This window comes from Litorilituus sediminis, assembly GCF_004295665.1.
GTDB lineage: Bacteria > Pseudomonadota > Gammaproteobacteria > Enterobacterales > Alteromonadaceae > Colwellia > Colwellia sediminis.
Window position 1 is genome coordinate 3427517 of record NZ_CP034759.1, and the last position, 15938, is coordinate 3443454.

11 protein-coding genes are annotated in these 15938 nt (G+C 39.9%); 6 read left to right on the plus strand and 5 right to left on the minus strand.

Annotation, left to right across the window (positions count from 1 at the left end):
* Positions 1-49: 49 nt before the first annotated feature.
* Positions 50-1288, plus strand: coding sequence for a PLP-dependent decarboxylase (locus EMK97_RS15220; RefSeq protein WP_130603636.1), 1239 nt, complete (start codon positions 50-52; stop codon positions 1286-1288).
* A gap of 33 nt (positions 1289-1321) precedes the next feature.
* Complete coding sequence (locus EMK97_RS15225; RefSeq protein ID WP_130603638.1) at positions 1322-2461, plus strand: succinylglutamate desuccinylase/aspartoacylase family protein; 1140 nt, start codon at positions 1322-1324, stop codon at positions 2459-2461.
* 50 nt (positions 2462-2511) lie between these two features.
* On the opposite strand, the gene EMK97_RS15230 is transcribed toward EMK97_RS15225, so the two are convergent.
* Both EMK97_RS15230 and traF read right to left on the minus strand, forming a co-directional pair.
* Positions 2512-3843: an IS4 family transposase gene (locus tag EMK97_RS15230; RefSeq protein WP_130599454.1), complete on the minus strand. Its 1332-nt coding sequence runs from the start codon at positions 3841-3843 to the stop codon at positions 2512-2514.
* 133 nt (positions 3844-3976) lie between these two features.
* Positions 3977-5230, minus strand: a complete 1254-nt coding sequence (gene traF / locus EMK97_RS15235; RefSeq protein WP_130603640.1) for a conjugal transfer protein TraF — start codon at positions 5228-5230, stop codon at positions 3977-3979.
* A 237-nt stretch (positions 5231-5467) separates the two neighbouring features.
* Between traF and EMK97_RS15240 the strand changes: the two genes are divergently transcribed.
* Together EMK97_RS15240 and EMK97_RS15245 are read left to right on the plus strand one after the other, a co-directional pair.
* Positions 5468-5719: a hypothetical protein gene (locus EMK97_RS15240; protein ID WP_170176780.1), complete on the plus strand. Its 252-nt coding sequence runs from the start codon at positions 5468-5470 to the stop codon at positions 5717-5719.
* A gap of 317 nt (positions 5720-6036) precedes the next feature.
* On the plus strand, positions 6037-8541 hold the full coding sequence (locus EMK97_RS15245) for a TonB-dependent receptor (RefSeq protein ID WP_130604511.1): 2505 nt from the start codon (positions 6037-6039) through the stop codon (positions 8539-8541).
* A gap of 21 nt (positions 8542-8562) precedes the next feature.
* Here the strand turns inward: EMK97_RS15245 and EMK97_RS15250 are convergent, their stop codons facing one another.
* The 3 genes from EMK97_RS15250 to EMK97_RS15260 form a co-directional block, all read right to left on the minus strand.
* Positions 8563-9705 carry an ABC transporter substrate-binding protein gene (locus EMK97_RS15250; protein ID WP_130603644.1) on the minus strand — a complete coding sequence of 381 codons (1143 nt, stop codon included), beginning with the start codon at positions 9703-9705 and terminating at the stop codon, positions 8563-8565.
* Positions 9706-10560, minus strand: a complete 855-nt coding sequence (locus tag EMK97_RS15255; protein WP_130603646.1) for a CvfB family protein — start codon at positions 10558-10560, stop codon at positions 9706-9708.
* Between the two features lie 72 nt (positions 10561-10632).
* On the minus strand, positions 10633-11091 hold the full coding sequence (locus EMK97_RS15260; protein ID WP_130603648.1) for a tellurite resistance TerB family protein: 459 nt from the start codon (positions 11089-11091) through the stop codon (positions 10633-10635).
* 369 nt (positions 11092-11460) lie between these two features.
* Between EMK97_RS15260 and EMK97_RS15265 the strand changes: the two genes are divergently transcribed.
* Together EMK97_RS15265 and EMK97_RS15270 are read left to right on the plus strand one after the other, a co-directional pair.
* Positions 11461-12666 (plus strand): efflux RND transporter periplasmic adaptor subunit, encoded by a 1206-nt coding sequence (locus EMK97_RS15265; protein ID WP_130603650.1) that lies wholly within the window; start codon positions 11461-11463, stop codon positions 12664-12666.
* A 2-nt stretch (positions 12667-12668) separates the two neighbouring features.
* Positions 12669-15887 carry an efflux RND transporter permease subunit gene (locus EMK97_RS15270; RefSeq protein WP_130603652.1) on the plus strand — a complete coding sequence of 1073 codons (3219 nt, stop codon included), beginning with the start codon at positions 12669-12671 and terminating at the stop codon, positions 15885-15887.
* Positions 15888-15938 lie beyond the last annotated feature (51 nt).

Here is a 15938-nt window from a genome sequence, read left to right on the forward strand (position 1 = left end):
CTAACGCTGATTCTTATTGGTTTGCACGATAGAAGAGGTTAACAATACCATGACAACAACTCCAGATTGGTTAGACAAGAGCATATTGCCATTATTGGCTGCGCATGACTCTCCAGAGCATGAGCAGGCTTATTTTGTGTATCAACTTGATGCATTAAAAGCGCACTTAGCCAAACTACAACAGCAAGATGTGGTGAAGTTATGGTTCGCTGTTAAAGCAAATCCGCTTTCAAAGATAATTCAAACCTTGGACAGTGAAGGCTTTGACTTTGATGTAGCAAGCTCGGGTGAATTGTCACAAGTATTGGCTCAAGGCGTGCCAGCTAATAGAGTATTAAATACTGGGCCGGCAAAATCTAAGGCCCAGTTAACTGACTTTGTTAACCAAGGTGTGCAAACTTTTGTTGTTGAAAGTTTAAACCAGCTCATTTGGTTACATGAAGTAGTGCAAGACTATAACCGTAGTCATAACACGGCTTTGCCAATTAAGGTCTTGCTTCGCGTGCAGCTTCAGTGGCAAGAAGGCGAGAAAAACCCGTTAGGCGGTAATAGTCTGACGCCATTTGGCTTGTCAGTTGAGCAGTGGCAAAGCGTGCAGGTTAAAGACTTCCCTGCGTTAGATATCTGTGGTTTACATATTTTTCAATGGGGCAATATGCTCAGTAATGAAAAAATGTTTTCACTGTGGTCGCAAATGGTACCGCCTTTAGTGGCTTTAGCGAATGACATAGGTATGTCACTAAAAGTTTTAGACCTAGGTGGTGGCTTAGGCATTGATTATTTAGGTGAAGGTAAAACGCTTTCATGGCAACAAATTGTCGATGATTTAGCCAAGATTAAATCAGAAGCTGGCGTGGAAGAGTTGTGGCTTGAGCTAGGGCGTTTTGCCGTGGCTGAATGTGGTTATTATGTTGTTCCTGTTGTTGATAGAAAAGTGAATTACCAGCAAGAGCAGCTGGTGTTAGCAGCAGGTATCAATCATTTATTACGCCCAGCAATAACTGATCAGCCATTCCCTGTGCAGTTGCTTCGACAATCCAGTGCTGAGCTTGAGCACTTTGATTTGCATGGCCCGCTTTGTACCAGTATGGATAAACTGGGTCACTTGGCATTGCCACAAGATGTTGTTGTTGGTGATCAATTAGTTTTTGGTTATTGCGGTGCTTATGGCTTTACAGAAAGTATGCCGTTTTTCTTATGTCATCAGTTAGCCGCTGAATATGTCATTGAAAATGAGCAGCTGTCCGTAGTGAGAGTCGCGCAATCGGCAACAAGCTATTTAGCTTAGTTATAACCCTGTAAGATGTAGTGGAAATTTACCATGAGTATTAATAATAATTTTACTAAAACTGTTATGTCAGTAGGTGAAATGGCCAGTGGCGCTAAGCTTACCGTACCTGTGTACTCCTTTAAAGCAGAGCAATCTGAGGGGCCGAGTGTCTATATTCAAGCAAATATGCATGGCGCTGAAGTACAAGGCAATGCGGTAATATTTCAATTACTGGAGCTACTTAAACGCTGTGATATTAACAGCAATATAACCTTAGTGCCTTATGCCAATCCCGTTGCTTGTAATCATAAAAATGGTGAGTACACCTTAGGCCGATTTGACCCAATTACAGGGGTGAATTGGAATAGAATGTACCATTTTGATCAAGGGGTTATTGAGCCTTTTGCGCAAGAAAATATTGATGAAAGTGACGAGGCTATTGAAGCTAAATTCAAACAGCTTATGCTGGATGAGATTGAGCAAAAGTTAGATCACAATATTTACGGTCTAACCACGGGGCAACGTATTGCTTATCAGTTGCAACGTTTAGCCCATCAAGCGGATCTGGTGCTAGATTTACACACGGGGCCAATATCGAGTAAGCATTTATACTGCCCTGAATATGCACAAGCAAGCGCTAGTTATTTTGATATTCCTCATACGATTTTAATACCGAATATTTTTGACGGCGCTATGGATGAAGCAACATTTTGTCCTTGGTGGCAGTTGCAGCAAGCTTATCAAAACTTAGGTCGTCCTTTTACTATGGGGCAGGGCTTATTTAATAAAGAGAGCTTTACCGTCGAATTAGGCTCACAAGAGCAAATTGATTTAGATGTAGCTCACCAAGATGCCTTAGGTATCTTAAGTTATTTGAAATATAAGGGCGTGGTAGCAGATACTGAGTTTACACCGCAACAAATGACTCGCTATGCTTGCTATTTAAAAGACTATAAGGCGTTATACTCGCCAATGGGGGGCATGATTGATTTTCTCGCACCTTTTGGTGAGCCATTAACTGCTGGTCAGCCATTAGCGCGGATTTTACGTATGGATAATTATGGTGATGGCGACCCTTTACATTACATATCACTAGATGATGATGTTATCCCTATTTTGCATTTTGCTTCAGCAAGCGTAAATCAAGGGACGGAATTATATAAAGTGTTTACCAATTACTTTAAGCTGTAATGACACTTGTATGTTAAAGCAATAAAAGCACGCGATTAGCGTAATGCCAGTCAGTTAAGCTGATTGGCATTTTTTGTATTCCTTGGATACCTTTGGGGTTTTGCCTTAACCCACCTTGGGTATTGCCTCTCTTCACGCCGCTCTGGTAATTTAAAATAAGTCATTTGTGTCAGTAAAGCTTCATAGTGTTTGGGAATATTGCCAGGGCTAGACAGAGGCAATGTGGCAAAGAACTGAGTAATTGCCATTGAGCAACTCGTGAAGCTAAGCTGATTAGGCCAAGTGCTATTAAGCTTTCTTGCTGCCGCTGTCATCCCTTGCCTTATCAAGTTGTAGCACAGAAGGAGTCCCCATAACTCCTGTTCAATCATATCTGGTCGCTTGCTTCTTAAAGTATAAGCGCTGTTAAGTAGCGATTGTTTCATCTCTCGATAGCCTAATTCTATTTCCCAGCGATACCGGTATAACTCAACCATTTCTTCGCTTGGAAAGCGTATTGGGTCGACCATTGAGGTCAGAATACGGTACTCTTTACCTTTAATTTTTTTACTCACTAATCTGGCTTCAATATGTTCTGGTAGGTCATTAAATTTTTTACGAGCTTGAGGCGTTGTTGTTAACCGAATACGTTTATCATTCTTGCCCAAACTCTGGATGACATCGTAATTTAAGTCTTTACGAGCTGGTATCATCCAGTGTCTTTGTTCTCCTGCTTGATGCCATCGATTGAGCAAACCAAGCGAGTAATAGCCTTTATCGAAGATAGTTAATGTATTATCTGGTGTCGTTTCTATTAGCCCTTCTGCTAATTTCATTTCATTAGTTCGGTAACCTGAAAATACGCTGTTGATTAGCTGGTGGCTCGTAATTTCCATGTGACAAACCATACGGATTTGAGGATAAATATTTTCTCTATGCTGGTTACTTTGCGTTTCAAATACTTTGTGGTTTTCAGCAGTATCGGCGACTCGCCATACGACACCATCAACGGCTAGCAGGTTCAAGCCCGCCCATGTTTCAAACTGGTTCGATTCATAACCATGCTGTGCCATCACTTTAAACACTTCTTTAACGGCATCTGCGCCTAACCTTTGTCTTGCTTGAACCAGTGCGCTTGGTGCCACTAATGGCTTTTTATCAGGCAACATGATATCCATCTGAGTGGCTATATCCCAAACCGACTTCTGACGATATAGTGCCATACCGATAATTGACCAAAGCACGGTTTCAAGTGGTAGGCGCCTTTTTCTAATTGTGGCGACGCCAGCTTGTTTAAAGCCTTGTTTAATCAACTCAGGGGAGAGCAACTCTGCGTATTTCTCAAAGGTGTGGAAGGTATTACAAGAACTAAAGGCTGTAGCAAGTTCACTTTCAAAGCGCATAAAAAAATCCGATAAACTTTATTTATCGGATTCTTACATATTGTAGGGATCGTTCAATTGATCCCCAAACTTTTTTGCCTTAACTGATCGGCATTACGCGATTAGCGTGCTTTTGTTTAGGTCGCTAACGTTTTTAGATTTTTAGACCAAACTCAATGGCTGCACCATAGGTGTCTTTTTCGCCGATAAAGCCAGCGATATCCACAGAAAACACATCCCAAGGTGAAACGCCAATACCGGCGGTAATAATGTTGGCATCAACATCATTTAAATCAGCGCGATAACCTAATCTAAGTTGAAAGTCTTCTCCTGCGCGAAACTCTGCGCCAACACTGGCATACTTTGATGCGGCTAAGCTGGCAAAGTGTTCCCTATCGGTTAGGTCGATTTCCGTAGCCACTGTTAGCCAGTCAACTTGATAACTAAAGCCTAAGGTTGAGCTGGTTTCTAATGAAAAAGTCAGATTATTTTCTTGGTGTACTACTTGTTGCGACATAATATTATTGGTCACGATGGCGCCATGCCATTGACGTTCATCACCCCAACTAATATAGAGACCAAGATCAAAATTAGTAACTGATTTTTTAGTTAAGTTTTCTTCATTGTCTAAATCAAATTCATCTTCATCAAACTCACTGATATTCACTCTGTTATAGAATAAGTCGATGCGCTGGTATTTTACTTTCATGCCTGCGTTGACATCATAGTGCTTGTTGCTTGCAACTGAGCCGCCAGTCATGATGCCTGCCTCAACAATGGAGTAGCCAATACCTCGTGCTGAAGATTTCACATCATTGAGATCTAAGTAGCCTTTGTTGATAGCTTCACGTAACAAAATTTCATCGGTTTCAACATAATCAACCGCACCGCCAACGCGACCATATTGGTTGGTGAATAAACCAAAGCTTAGATATTTATTTGGAATAATCACTTGAAAGTTAATGCCATTTTGCGTGTTAACTACCTTTTGGTCTATGGCGGTTAAATCAGTCACAATTTTATCTACTTGCTGATTTAAATCATCGCTGTGATGAGCAAAGTCATCCAAACTTATTGCTTGGTCGATATTTAGACTGTTGATGTCATCAGCAAGTTGCTGCAAATTCATGGCAATATTTTCACTGTTATCAATAACCTCATATTTATCAGAACCCATAATGCCTAAGTTAAGTGAAAAGAAGGCATCGTCATCACGATCGAACTTAGGTAAAAGTGCCGGATTACTTAAAGATGAGGTGAAATCTTGAGTGATATTAGTAAAGCCTTGACCTGCACGTTTAGCGCTAAAGCTTTCAGCAAAACACGATTTGTTGATAAAAAAGGTAAAAATTATTGCATTTACTGCTAATAATTTTGCCAGCTTGAGCTTATTAGTATTAGTTATCATAGCTGATCCTAGTAAAGTCCATGAGTAAATTAGGGTATGATTTTATTGATAATTTAAGGCTATCAACAGTTATAAGCTTAGCGCTAATTGTGGTTTTATGCGAAGACTAGCTTAGAAAACTTAAGCATATAAAGACTATTGAATACGCTAAGGTGGTGTTATATTATCACACCCGTTATGATGACTATCAGCCTAAGAGAGAGTAAGGGTTTTAAAATCATTAGTGTATTCACACTGATGATGTTTTTCTGTGCCTTTTTACTCCATAGCCATCATGTATCTGAATATTCTGCTGGTAATGGCTTACAAGAGTGTCATGTTTGCCATCAAGGGTTAGATTCTGCAGTCACTTCTTCAAGCATAGCATTAGCTGTGGTTATCGTTAGTTTTGATAGCAGTGAAACAGCGTTAAGTGAAGTATTTCAATCACCTTATTATGGTTTAGCCCAACTTAGAGCACCACCGGTCAATAATTTTCTTGTTATCTAACCTCAGGTTTGCATAAGAAATAGCGCCAAACCTAATCAATAGGCTACCTATCTTTTTTGATTTCTAGCTAGATATTTTTGTCTGAATTCAAGGCTTTTTGAAGTAGGAATAGCTAGCTATTTCACTTCAAAATAACGAAGAAGTCAGTAAAAATAGCTGCTAGAAACGCATGGCTTATGTGAAGCTGAGGTTATTTAAATTTACTCACTCCTTAAGCTAAGTGTCTTTAGGAGGGGTTGCTGTACTATTTGAAAATTATTGGAACAATCATGTTTTTATCGTCAAAAAATACTGCTGCGATGAGCAGTGTCGCTCCTATGAGAGCAAAAAAGAATATTATTACTCAGTTACTTCGTTCTAGCGCGGTGACTTTATCGGCTGCCAGTGTGCTATTTACGCAAGCAGTTATGGCCCAGCAAGTTTCGGGTAAAGTGGTCGATAGACAGGGACAAGCTATTAGTAACGCTGTTGTTAGCATTGATGGCAACAAAATACAGCTTGTAACGGATAAAAATGGACGTTTTGTTTTTGATAACTTAGCAAAAGGACAGCTAGAGCTACATACCAGCGCGCAAAATTATAGTCATAAAAATACTGAATTAACTATTGGCAGTGATGATATTGATAATGTCACCATTGTCTTGGCACCTTCGGTTATGGAAGTAATTGATGTGCATGCGACGCCATTACATTCATCATCAATTGAATCGGCTTTGCCGGTAAATGTTATTGCCGCTGATGAATTAAAAATGAAGCAAGCATCAACTTTAGGTGACACCTTAAAAAATGAAGTGGGTGTTCACTCTAGTGCCTATGGTGGTGTAGCTAGCACACCAATTATTCGTGGTTTAGATGGTCCTCGCGTTTTAATTACTCAAAATGGTTTAGATGTTGGGGATGCCTCACGTGTTGGCCCAGATCACGCAGTGGCGGCAGAGGCAAGTACTGCTAGCCAAATTGAAGTGTTACGCGGCCCGGCAACCTTATTTTATGGTAGCGGTGCTATAGGCGGCGTGGTTAACGTGGTTGATGAACGCGTACCAACGAGCAATGATTTCCAAGCAGATTGGCTGTTACAGTATAACGATGCTGCCAATGAAAATCAGGGCGCTATTAATTTAACAACTGGTCAAGATAACTTTGCATTTCATGTAGATGGCTTCTGGCGAGACAGCAAAGACTACAAGCTAGCAGGCCCAGCAGAGCTAGAGCATCACGATGAAGAACATCATGACGAGGAACATGAAGAACACGAAGAGCATGAGGCTTCTTCTAACCGTTTAGAAAATAGCGCATCGCAATCGCATGGTTTTACCTTAGGTGGCAGCTATTTACTTGATAATGGCTTTGTTGGCTTATCTTACGGCCGCATGGAAAGAGAATATGGCATTCCAGGTCATAGTCATGGCGGCCATGAAGAGCACGATGAAGACGAGCATGATGAACACGAAGGCCATGAGGAACATGAAGAAAGTGTTTATGCCAAAATGGAACAAGACAGATTACAGCTATTAAGTGAGCTGAACTTTGATGGTAATTTTATTAATAAACTCGCGACTAAGCTGGCCTATACCGATTATCAGCACCAAGAAATTGAAGCTGGCCTTGTTGGTACAACCTTCACAAATCAAAGCTATGAAGCTAGAGCAGATATCTATCATAGAGATTTTAATGCCTGGCAGGGGGCTTGGACCCTTCACTTTAAACAGTCAGACTTTAAAGCTTTAGGTGATGAGGCATTTACGCCACCATCTAAATCGCAAACAGTCGCATTGGCTTGGTTAGAGGAGCGCCATTTTGGCCCTGTGTTATTGCAATTGGGTGCACGTGTTGAACAAGTAGATATTGAAGCTGATGATACGCTAATCGGCTTTGAAGAAGAGCATGACGGCCACGGACATGATGAAGTGGATGTTCATCATCAAGAGTTAGTATCATTTGATAAGCAATCATTTACACCGATTAGTGGCTCTGTTGGTTTAGTGTGGGATTACGCGCCGGGCTATAACATTGGCTTATCAACCGCATTTTCTCAACGGGCACCATCTGCGGCAGAGTTATTCTCATTTGGCCCGCATATCGGGGCAAATACCTTTGAAGTTGGTGCTATGTTCACGGTTGAGCAAGAAGGTGATGAAATTCATGTTGAATTAGCAGAGCAAGAGCCTGCGATTGAAACCTCGGTAAACTTTGATATTACTTGGCGTAAATTTGAAGGGGACTTTGGTTTTGTTGTTAGTGCTTTTTATAATCAGGTTGATGATTATTACTACCAAAAAGACACTGGATTAACCTTTGTTGATGAGCATGACCATGAGGCAGGTCACGAAGACGAGCATGAAGGTGAAGAAGAAGGTTTACCAATTTTAAGCTATCAGCAAGATGATGCTAAGTTATATGGTGTTGAAGCAGAATTGGTTTACCAAATTTCATCACCACTTAAAGCAACTATTTTTGCTGATTATATTCGCGCCAAACTTACCGATGTAGAAGCAGGTGAAAATGCTAACTTACCGCGCATTCCACCAATGCGCTTAGGGGCGCTATTAAATTATCAAGCAGAAAGCTATGATGCCGAGCTCAGTGTTAGTCAGTACTTTAAACAAGATGATGTGGCTTCATTGGAAACTGAAACCGACGGTTATACTATGGTTGATGCTCATTTTAACTATTATGTTGATGGTTTAGGTGATGACTTTGTTGTTTACCTAAAAGGCTTAAACTTGGCTGATGAGAACGCGCGCGTTCACTCATCATTTTTAAAAGATGTTGCGCCATTGCCGGGTAGAAGCTTTAGTATAGGTATTCGAGGCAGCTTTTAATTTAATTGCGATACTTCGTGATTACTCGCTTTTACTTACGCAGTTAGCATTCGATGTTCTTGCTAATTGCGTGAGTAGCGCGTTAACTGAGAAGTTATATTCAGCTTGTTGAGTATAGGTTTTACTGAAGCAGTAGAAATTGATTTTATCTAAGTCAGTTTCGTAGGCTAATGGTTCAAATGCTTGTAGATTTTTAAAATTGATAATATCAAATTGGCTACTTGGTTTTTGCTTGCCTGAATAAAACACAGCATGATGATTAAAGTGATCATATATTTTTACTAACAACCAAGCCACGCTAAACATATGGCCACCTGCTGATGCAGCTAACTGCTCATGCTTTATTGCTCTCATTGCGCGAGTGTTCCAATCAAAACCCGCGATAAAAATATCTTGATTCGGGGTTAAACCTAACTCTTTGGCGCCTTCCATTGCGGCAATCGCCATGGTATCAGATGCGGCTAAAACAATGTCTACGCCTTTATGACGCTGATATAGCGCCTTAAAATGTGATTTAGCGGTAGTGTATTGCCAGTAAGAGACGATTTCTTGTACCAATATCACTTGATTTTCTTTGGCTAATCTTTGTTGTATGCCTTGGTGCTTTTGCCGCGCTTGAGAGCTGAAATCACCTTGTATGGCAAGTACTTTAAGTGGTTTTTCTGGCTGTACTTTTCGTGCCTGCTTAATGAGTTCATCAAGTAATTTATAGGCTCCTTGGGCATGATCATCGTAATGCTCCGCTAGCCAGTATTTGAAAGTTTCTTGAGGAAAGCCCACCTTATTACCTTGGTTGTTTTCATTGCTAGCTTCAAAGTTTGATAAGGTAATAAAGGGGATTTTTGCTTGCTCTAATAGCGCAAAGGTTTGTCGGGCGTTTTCTTGATGGCCCATAAAAACCAACATATCTGGCTTGTTGGTTTGTTTGCTAATTTCTTCGATTATTTTTGCTTGTAATATACGATGACCCTGACCTTCAATTAAAGTCAGCTCTATATCTAAGTCTTGTGCGGCGGCATTAGCAATGTCGTAGACTTTTTGCCAATAACTGGTTAGCTGGTTGGTATCGGCAATATAAGTGACCTTAACTGCCCATGCCTGTTGAGGTATCTGTACAACTAAACAACTAAATAAAAGTAAAGGTAAAAGTAAATTGCGTAGCATTTATTTCAGTTTAATACCGTTTTTCTCTATTTGCAGAATTCCTTTTTTCATTAAATTACCAACCGTGGCTTTAAAGGTCTTTTTACTTACCCCTAAAATTTGTTTTATTTGCTCTGGAGAGCTTTTATCGTGCAATGGGCTAAAACCATTATTGTCTTGTAAGTATGCAATAAGCTTATCACTGAAGTCGATAACTTTTCCTTTACCGGGGCGGGTGAGCATCAGATCTAAGCGTCCATCTTCTCGAACTCGTTTTATATAGCCGGTAATTTGCCTACCAACTCTAAGTGGCTGAAATATTTCATTGTCATATAACAAGCCCCAGTGTAAATCATTGACAATGGCTTTAAAGCCAAGGTCTGTTTTGCCGCCAATAGTAAGCTTAACTTGCTGACCTTCTTGATATTCGCCAGGCCAGATGTCAATAAACTTATCAATTTTGCTCGATGCGGCAATACGCTCAGTGCGCTGATCTAAAAACACTCGAACAAGATAGTATTTGCCTACTTCCATCTTTTTGTGTTGTTGATTAAATGGTACTAGTAGGTCTTTTGGTAAGCCCCAATCTAAAAAGGCGCCCATTTTGTTTACTTGCACGACTTTAAGAGAGATAAATTCTCCCACTTGAGCTAAAGGCTTTTGTGTTGTCGCCACTAAGCGATCAGCAGAGTCGAGATAAAGAAACACATCAACAGGGTCATTAACTTGGCAGTTTTCAGGCACATAACGATTTGGTAGTAAGATTTCACCTAAATTACCTGCATCTAGGTAAGCACCATTATCTGCTATTGCGACTACGCTTAATGTACAGGTTTTACCAATTTCAGGATTTGTTGTTGCGATAGAATGTGTCATGGATACAGCCAAAGAAGAAAATCTAGCGTTATTGTAACTTAAATTGACATGCGAGCGATAAGCAAAAGCGAGTTATTTTCTTTCATAGTGCGATTGAGCGCTGATTTTGGTGGCAATATACTCGCTGTGGCGAAGATGCAGTAAATCAGCTATTTTGCGAATAATGTGTTCTTCAATACTGGCAAGCTCACCATCAGCATAAGCAACTTGCCAAAGTAAGCTAACAATTTCAATACGTTGCTCTAAAGTGTAATGTTGATTTACTTGCGAAGTGAATTGGTAGAAATCACTGGCGTTTTCACTCAACTTGACTGCTTGTTGCAGTATTTCATCAACTTCATGCTCAGTTAAGGAAAACTGTTTTATTAGTAATTGCGCGACTTTATTTTGCTCACTTTCAGTAAATGCACTGTCTGCGCGCATCACTTCACATAAAAGCACGGCACACGCTATTTCTAATGAGACTTCATTTTGCTTAGGCTGAGAGTCGGCGGCTAGTTGACTAAAAAATTGATTTAACTTGGTAAACATAATCACCTCGGTTGAAAGCTTAATTATTAGCTTATTGCTATTCGATTGAAATACAAGTGCGAGTGGTTAAATTAACAAAGAACTAAGATAAAAAGTGTAATTAATTGGTCAAATCGACTAATTTCACATTTATTTCACCTTAGTGGTGAAATAATCCTGCAAAATGTTTCAAAATAAATATTATTTAAGTTTATGATTTTTATGTGAATATTGTGAGGATTCTAGGTTAGAAAAATAACGGTCTTAGTTTTGGCCTATATTTTGTAATACTGCGTTACATCTTTGTTAATACATGTAACTAATAATTCGTTATTCTACACAGTATTAATATGACACTCTTGTCTAAACTTTGTCTTGGGAATTAGAAAAGTGGCTCGAAAAAAACAAATAATTATACCTATTGTCATTTTAAGCGTCGGTGTTGCCGCCATGATTGGTTTCTCTAGTATGAGAAAACCACCAGAAGAAAAGCCTAAAGTAGATAATACACCTATCGTTGCTGTTGAAAATATTTCAGTAGCGCCAATGACCTTAGAGGTTAGTTCATACGGTATTGTTAAACCTAAATATGAAACCCAGTTGGTTGCGCAAGTGAGTGGCCAAATTGTTGAATTGAGCGATGTTTTTGTTCGCGGTGGTTTTGTTAAAAAAGGTGAACTCTTAGCACGTATTGATCCGAGTGATTATCAAGCTGCCTTGATTGATGCTCAAGCAACTATGGCTACGGCAAGAGCGGCATTAGAAACTGAGGTTGCACAAGGTAAGGTTGCTGAACGTGAGTGGAAGCAAATTACTGATAGCTCGCCAACTGAATTGAGTTTACGTAAGCCACAATTAGCACAAGAGTTAGCACGTGTTAAGGCAGCGCAAGCGGCAATTTTAAGAGCTGAGCGTAATTTAGAAAGAACGGAAATTAAAGCGCCATATGATGCCATGATTGATAGCCGAGATATTGGTTTAGGCTCATTTGTAACTACTGGCACACGCATTGGTCATGTGTTAGGAACCGCAGTTGCTGAAGTGCGTTTACCGGTTGCCGATAACCAATTGCAATTTTTGGTGAATAAAGGCGAACAAGCTAATGTGCATTTAAATGGTGTTTTTGCTGGTAAAGCAACCCAGTGGCAAGCACAAATTGCTCGCAGCGAAGGTGTTGTTGATAACAAGAGCCGTATGAGTTATCTGGTTGCTGAAATTAATGATCCTTATCGATTACAAGCCTCAAACAGTGACATTGCGCCAATTCGTTTTGGTAGTTACGTTAATGCTGAAATTGTTGGCACTCAAGTGGCACGAGCAAGTGTTATTCCTCGTTACTTAGTGGTTGATGGTAAGGTTGCCTTATTAGATGCTGAATCAAAATTACATTATGCGCCGATTGATGTTATTCGCCAGCAAGGTAGTAATGTTATTGTTGCTAATGGTTTAGCTGATGGTGATCAGTTAATTATATCAGCATTAGATTACCCTATTGATGGCATGAAACTAGCGTTAGCAGGTGAAGAAACACAACAAGAAAGCTCTGAAGAGCAATCAAGTGAAACACAAGTCGCTAACAATGATTCAGGAGAGTAGGGATGAGCACTTCTGATAAATCACAGCATGATTTAAATGATGCTGAAAATTTAAATCGCAATAATATTGATAATATAGATACCAATAAAGGCCTTATCGCTTGGTTTACTCGCAATAGTATTGCGGCAAACTTATTAATGGTATTTATTTTGGTGGGTGGCTTTTTAACCATTAACACCATTAATAAACAAATGTTCCCGCAGGTTAAAATTAACTGGATTTCTTATGCTGCGCCTTATCCTGGCGCTGCACCACAAGAGGTGGAAGAAGGGATCACCATAAAAATTGAAGAAGCGTTAGAGTCTATTCAAGGCTTAAAGCGAGTAATCACCTATTCAAATCGTGGCTACTCTAATGGCTGGTTTGAGGTTGATACTGATTATGATCCTCAGTTAGTGCTAGAGGAAGTCAAATCGGCGATCGATTCAATTTCAACCTTCCCTGAAGGTATGGAACGTATCAAGGTTGAGCGCGAAAAGTATCGTCAGGAAGTCATGTATATTAGTTTATATGGCGACTTATCTAATATAGAGCTTAAGGAATTAGGGCGTAAGATTCATGATGAAATTCAACAATTACCCTTAATTAATGTTTCAGAGTTTTTTAGTGGCTTAAGCTATGAAATCTCAGTTGAAGTGAGTAAAGATAAGCTACGTGAGTACGATCTTAGCTTTAGGGATGTTGCTGAAGCGGTACGAGGTCACTCGCGTAATATGTCAGCAGGGCAAATTCGCGCGGAAAATGGCTATATTAACTTACGTGTTGAAGAGCAAGCTTATCGCGGTCATGAATTTGAACAGATCCCAGTAGTGACCTTAGAAGATGGTACTAAAATCTTATTAGGTGATTTAGCAACCATCATAGATGGTTTCGAAGAAGGCCTACAGTATTCTAAATTTAATGGTAAGAACTCAGTAACTTTCTTTATTGGCGCGGCGGAAAACCAAAGCATCACTGATGTTGCTGCTGTTGTTAATAAGTTTGTCGAAAAGAAATCTGAAGCATTACCACAAGGTGTCAAGTTAGAGACTTGGGTTGATATGACCTACTACCTTGAAGGTCGTCTCGATATGATGATGGATAACATGAAAAGTGGTGCTGTGCTGGTTTTCTTAATGTTAGCGTTATTCTTACGTGTGCGATTAGCCTTCTGGGTAATGATGGGCTTACCTGTTTGTTTCTTAGGTACTTTATTGGTTATGCCAATGGAGTTCGTTAATGTCACCATTAATATTACCAGCTTGTTTGCCTTTATCTTAGTACTAGGTATTGTTGTTGATGATGCCATAGTTATGGGGGAAAGTGCCCATGATGAAATCGAGCAACGTGGTCATAGTGTCGATAATGTTATTCGTGGTGTAAAGCGTGTCGCTATGCCGGCAACCTTTGGCGTATTAACTACTATCGCGGTATTTTTACCATTTGTGCTTGATAATGATCCCGGAGCAGCCTTTAGTAAATCCATTGGTTTTGTTGTGGTATTTTGTCTGATCTTCTCACTAATAGAGTCAAAATTAATTTTGCCGGCGCATTTAGCGCAAATGAAGGTGAAAAAATTCAACCCTAAAAATCCATTAGATAGATTACGTGCCGTAGTTGATGGTTCATTAAAACGTTTCATTGATAATGTTTATCGTCCAAGTTTAACTGTGTGTATTAAATATCGTTATGGTGTATTGATGTTCTTTATTAGCATCATGCTGTTAAGTGCCGGACTTTTCCAAGGTGGAATGGTGCGCTTTATCGGTCAACCTAAAATTCCACACGATTTCCCTCGTATTTCAGTGGAAATGAACATAGATGCCTCAGAAAAGGCGACTTTAGCTGCGGTATTAAATATTCAAAATGTACTATATCGCATTGACCAAGAAATTGAAGCTGAGCATGGTAATGGCATGATCTCTGATATGCAGGTGGACTTACAAAGTCGCACCAGTGGTCAGGTAATGGTGAAGTTAGTTGATCCTGAATTACGTGCTATGGATACTTTCCAGTTAGCGGATAAATGGCGTAATGCGATACCTAATTACCCGGGCGTTAAGTCATTAACCATCAGTGATAATTTATTTGGTGGTGGTCGTGATGATGGTGATATTGCCTTTAGACTAGAGTCTCAAAACGATGCCCAGTTACTTGCAGCAGCGAAAGAGCTTAAAGCTAAGCTTAACTCACTAAAAGGGGTGGGTGATGTTAATGACTCACGTCAAACTAGCGCTAAAGAAGTACAGTTTGAGTTAAAACCATTGGCTTATTCAATGGGCTTAACTTTAGCGGATATCGCATCACAAGTTAGTTACAGCTTCTATGGTTTAGAGGCGCAACGTATTTTACGTGATACCGAAGAAATTAAAGTTATGGTACGTTACCCGCAAGCTGAGCGTAGCTCTGTCGGTCATGTTGACGATGTCATGATTCAAGCGCCAAATGGTGCTGAACTACCGCTGTCTGAGTTGGCCGATATTATCTTAACCGATGGTGTTACGCGTATTCGACGTGAAAATGGTAACCGTACCATTAATGTTTGGGCGAGTGTTGACGCTGAACAAGTAGAGCCATTTAAAGTGGCTAACGATATTCGTGATAACTTTATTCCGCAATTACTGCGTCAATTCCCGCTGGTTAAGAGTGAAGTTACAGGTAGCATCCAAGAGGAAATGGATAGCATTAACAATCAATTGCGTGATTTTGCTATTTCCTTGATGGTGATATTCTCGTTATTGGCGATTCCATTAAAGTCTTACTCACAAGCTGTGATGATTATGGTGGTTATTCCATTTGGTATTATTGGCTCAGTATTTGGTCACCTAATTTTAGGCATGGATTTAAATGCCCTTTCTGTGATGGGGATACTGGCGGCGGCAGGTGTTGTCGTAAATGATTCCCTGGTTATGGTGGATTATGTCAATAATGCCAGAAAACGGGGAGAAACCATAAAGGATGCCGTTATTCATGCCGGTACTAAGCGTTTTCGTGCGATATTGCTCACCTCATTAACCACCTTTATTGGTTTAGTGCCTATCATCTTCTTTGAAACCAGTATGCAGGCGCAAATTGTTATTCCTATGGCGGTGTCATTATCTTTCGGGGTATTGTTTGCCACTATAGTGACTTTAGGCTTGATCCCTTGCTTGTACTTGATTATTGAAGATATACGCTCTTTGTTTTCTCGGAAAAAGAAAAAACAAGTTGAGCAAGATAAGGCTGAAACAGTCACTGCTTAGTTATTGTCTTCGTTAAGATAAATTAAAAACCACCTGCTTATAGGTGGTTTT

What these genes read in the sequence shown, in the direction of transcription:
- EMK97_RS15270 (WP_130603652.1), top strand. Translation starts at nt 12,669, where the DNA reads ATGAGCACTTCTGATAAATCACAGCATGATTTAAATGATGCTGAAAAT.
- traF (WP_130603640.1), bottom strand. Translation starts at nt 5,230, where the DNA reads ATGATAACTAATACTAATAAGCTCAAGCTGGCAAAATTATTAGCAGTA.
- EMK97_RS15225 (WP_130603638.1), top strand. Translation starts at nt 1,322, where the DNA reads ATGAGTATTAATAATAATTTTACTAAAACTGTTATGTCAGTAGGTGAA.
- EMK97_RS15255 (WP_130603646.1), bottom strand. Translation starts at nt 10,560, where the DNA reads ATGACACATTCTATCGCAACAACAAATCCTGAAATTGGTAAAACCTGT.
- EMK97_RS15260 (WP_130603648.1), bottom strand. Translation starts at nt 11,091, where the DNA reads ATGTTTACCAAGTTAAATCAATTTTTTAGTCAACTAGCCGCCGACTCT.
- EMK97_RS15250 (WP_130603644.1), bottom strand. Translation starts at nt 9,705, where the DNA reads ATGCTACGCAATTTACTTTTACCTTTACTTTTATTTAGTTGTTTAGTT.
- EMK97_RS15220 (WP_130603636.1), top strand. Translation starts at nt 50, where the DNA reads ATGACAACAACTCCAGATTGGTTAGACAAGAGCATATTGCCATTATTG.
- EMK97_RS15230 (WP_130599454.1), bottom strand. Translation starts at nt 3,843, where the DNA reads ATGCGCTTTGAAAGTGAACTTGCTACAGCCTTTAGTTCTTGTAATACC.
- EMK97_RS15240 (WP_170176780.1), top strand. Translation starts at nt 5,468, where the DNA reads ATGATGTTTTTCTGTGCCTTTTTACTCCATAGCCATCATGTATCTGAA.
- EMK97_RS15245 (WP_130604511.1), top strand. Translation starts at nt 6,037, where the DNA reads ATGAGAGCAAAAAAGAATATTATTACTCAGTTACTTCGTTCTAGCGCG.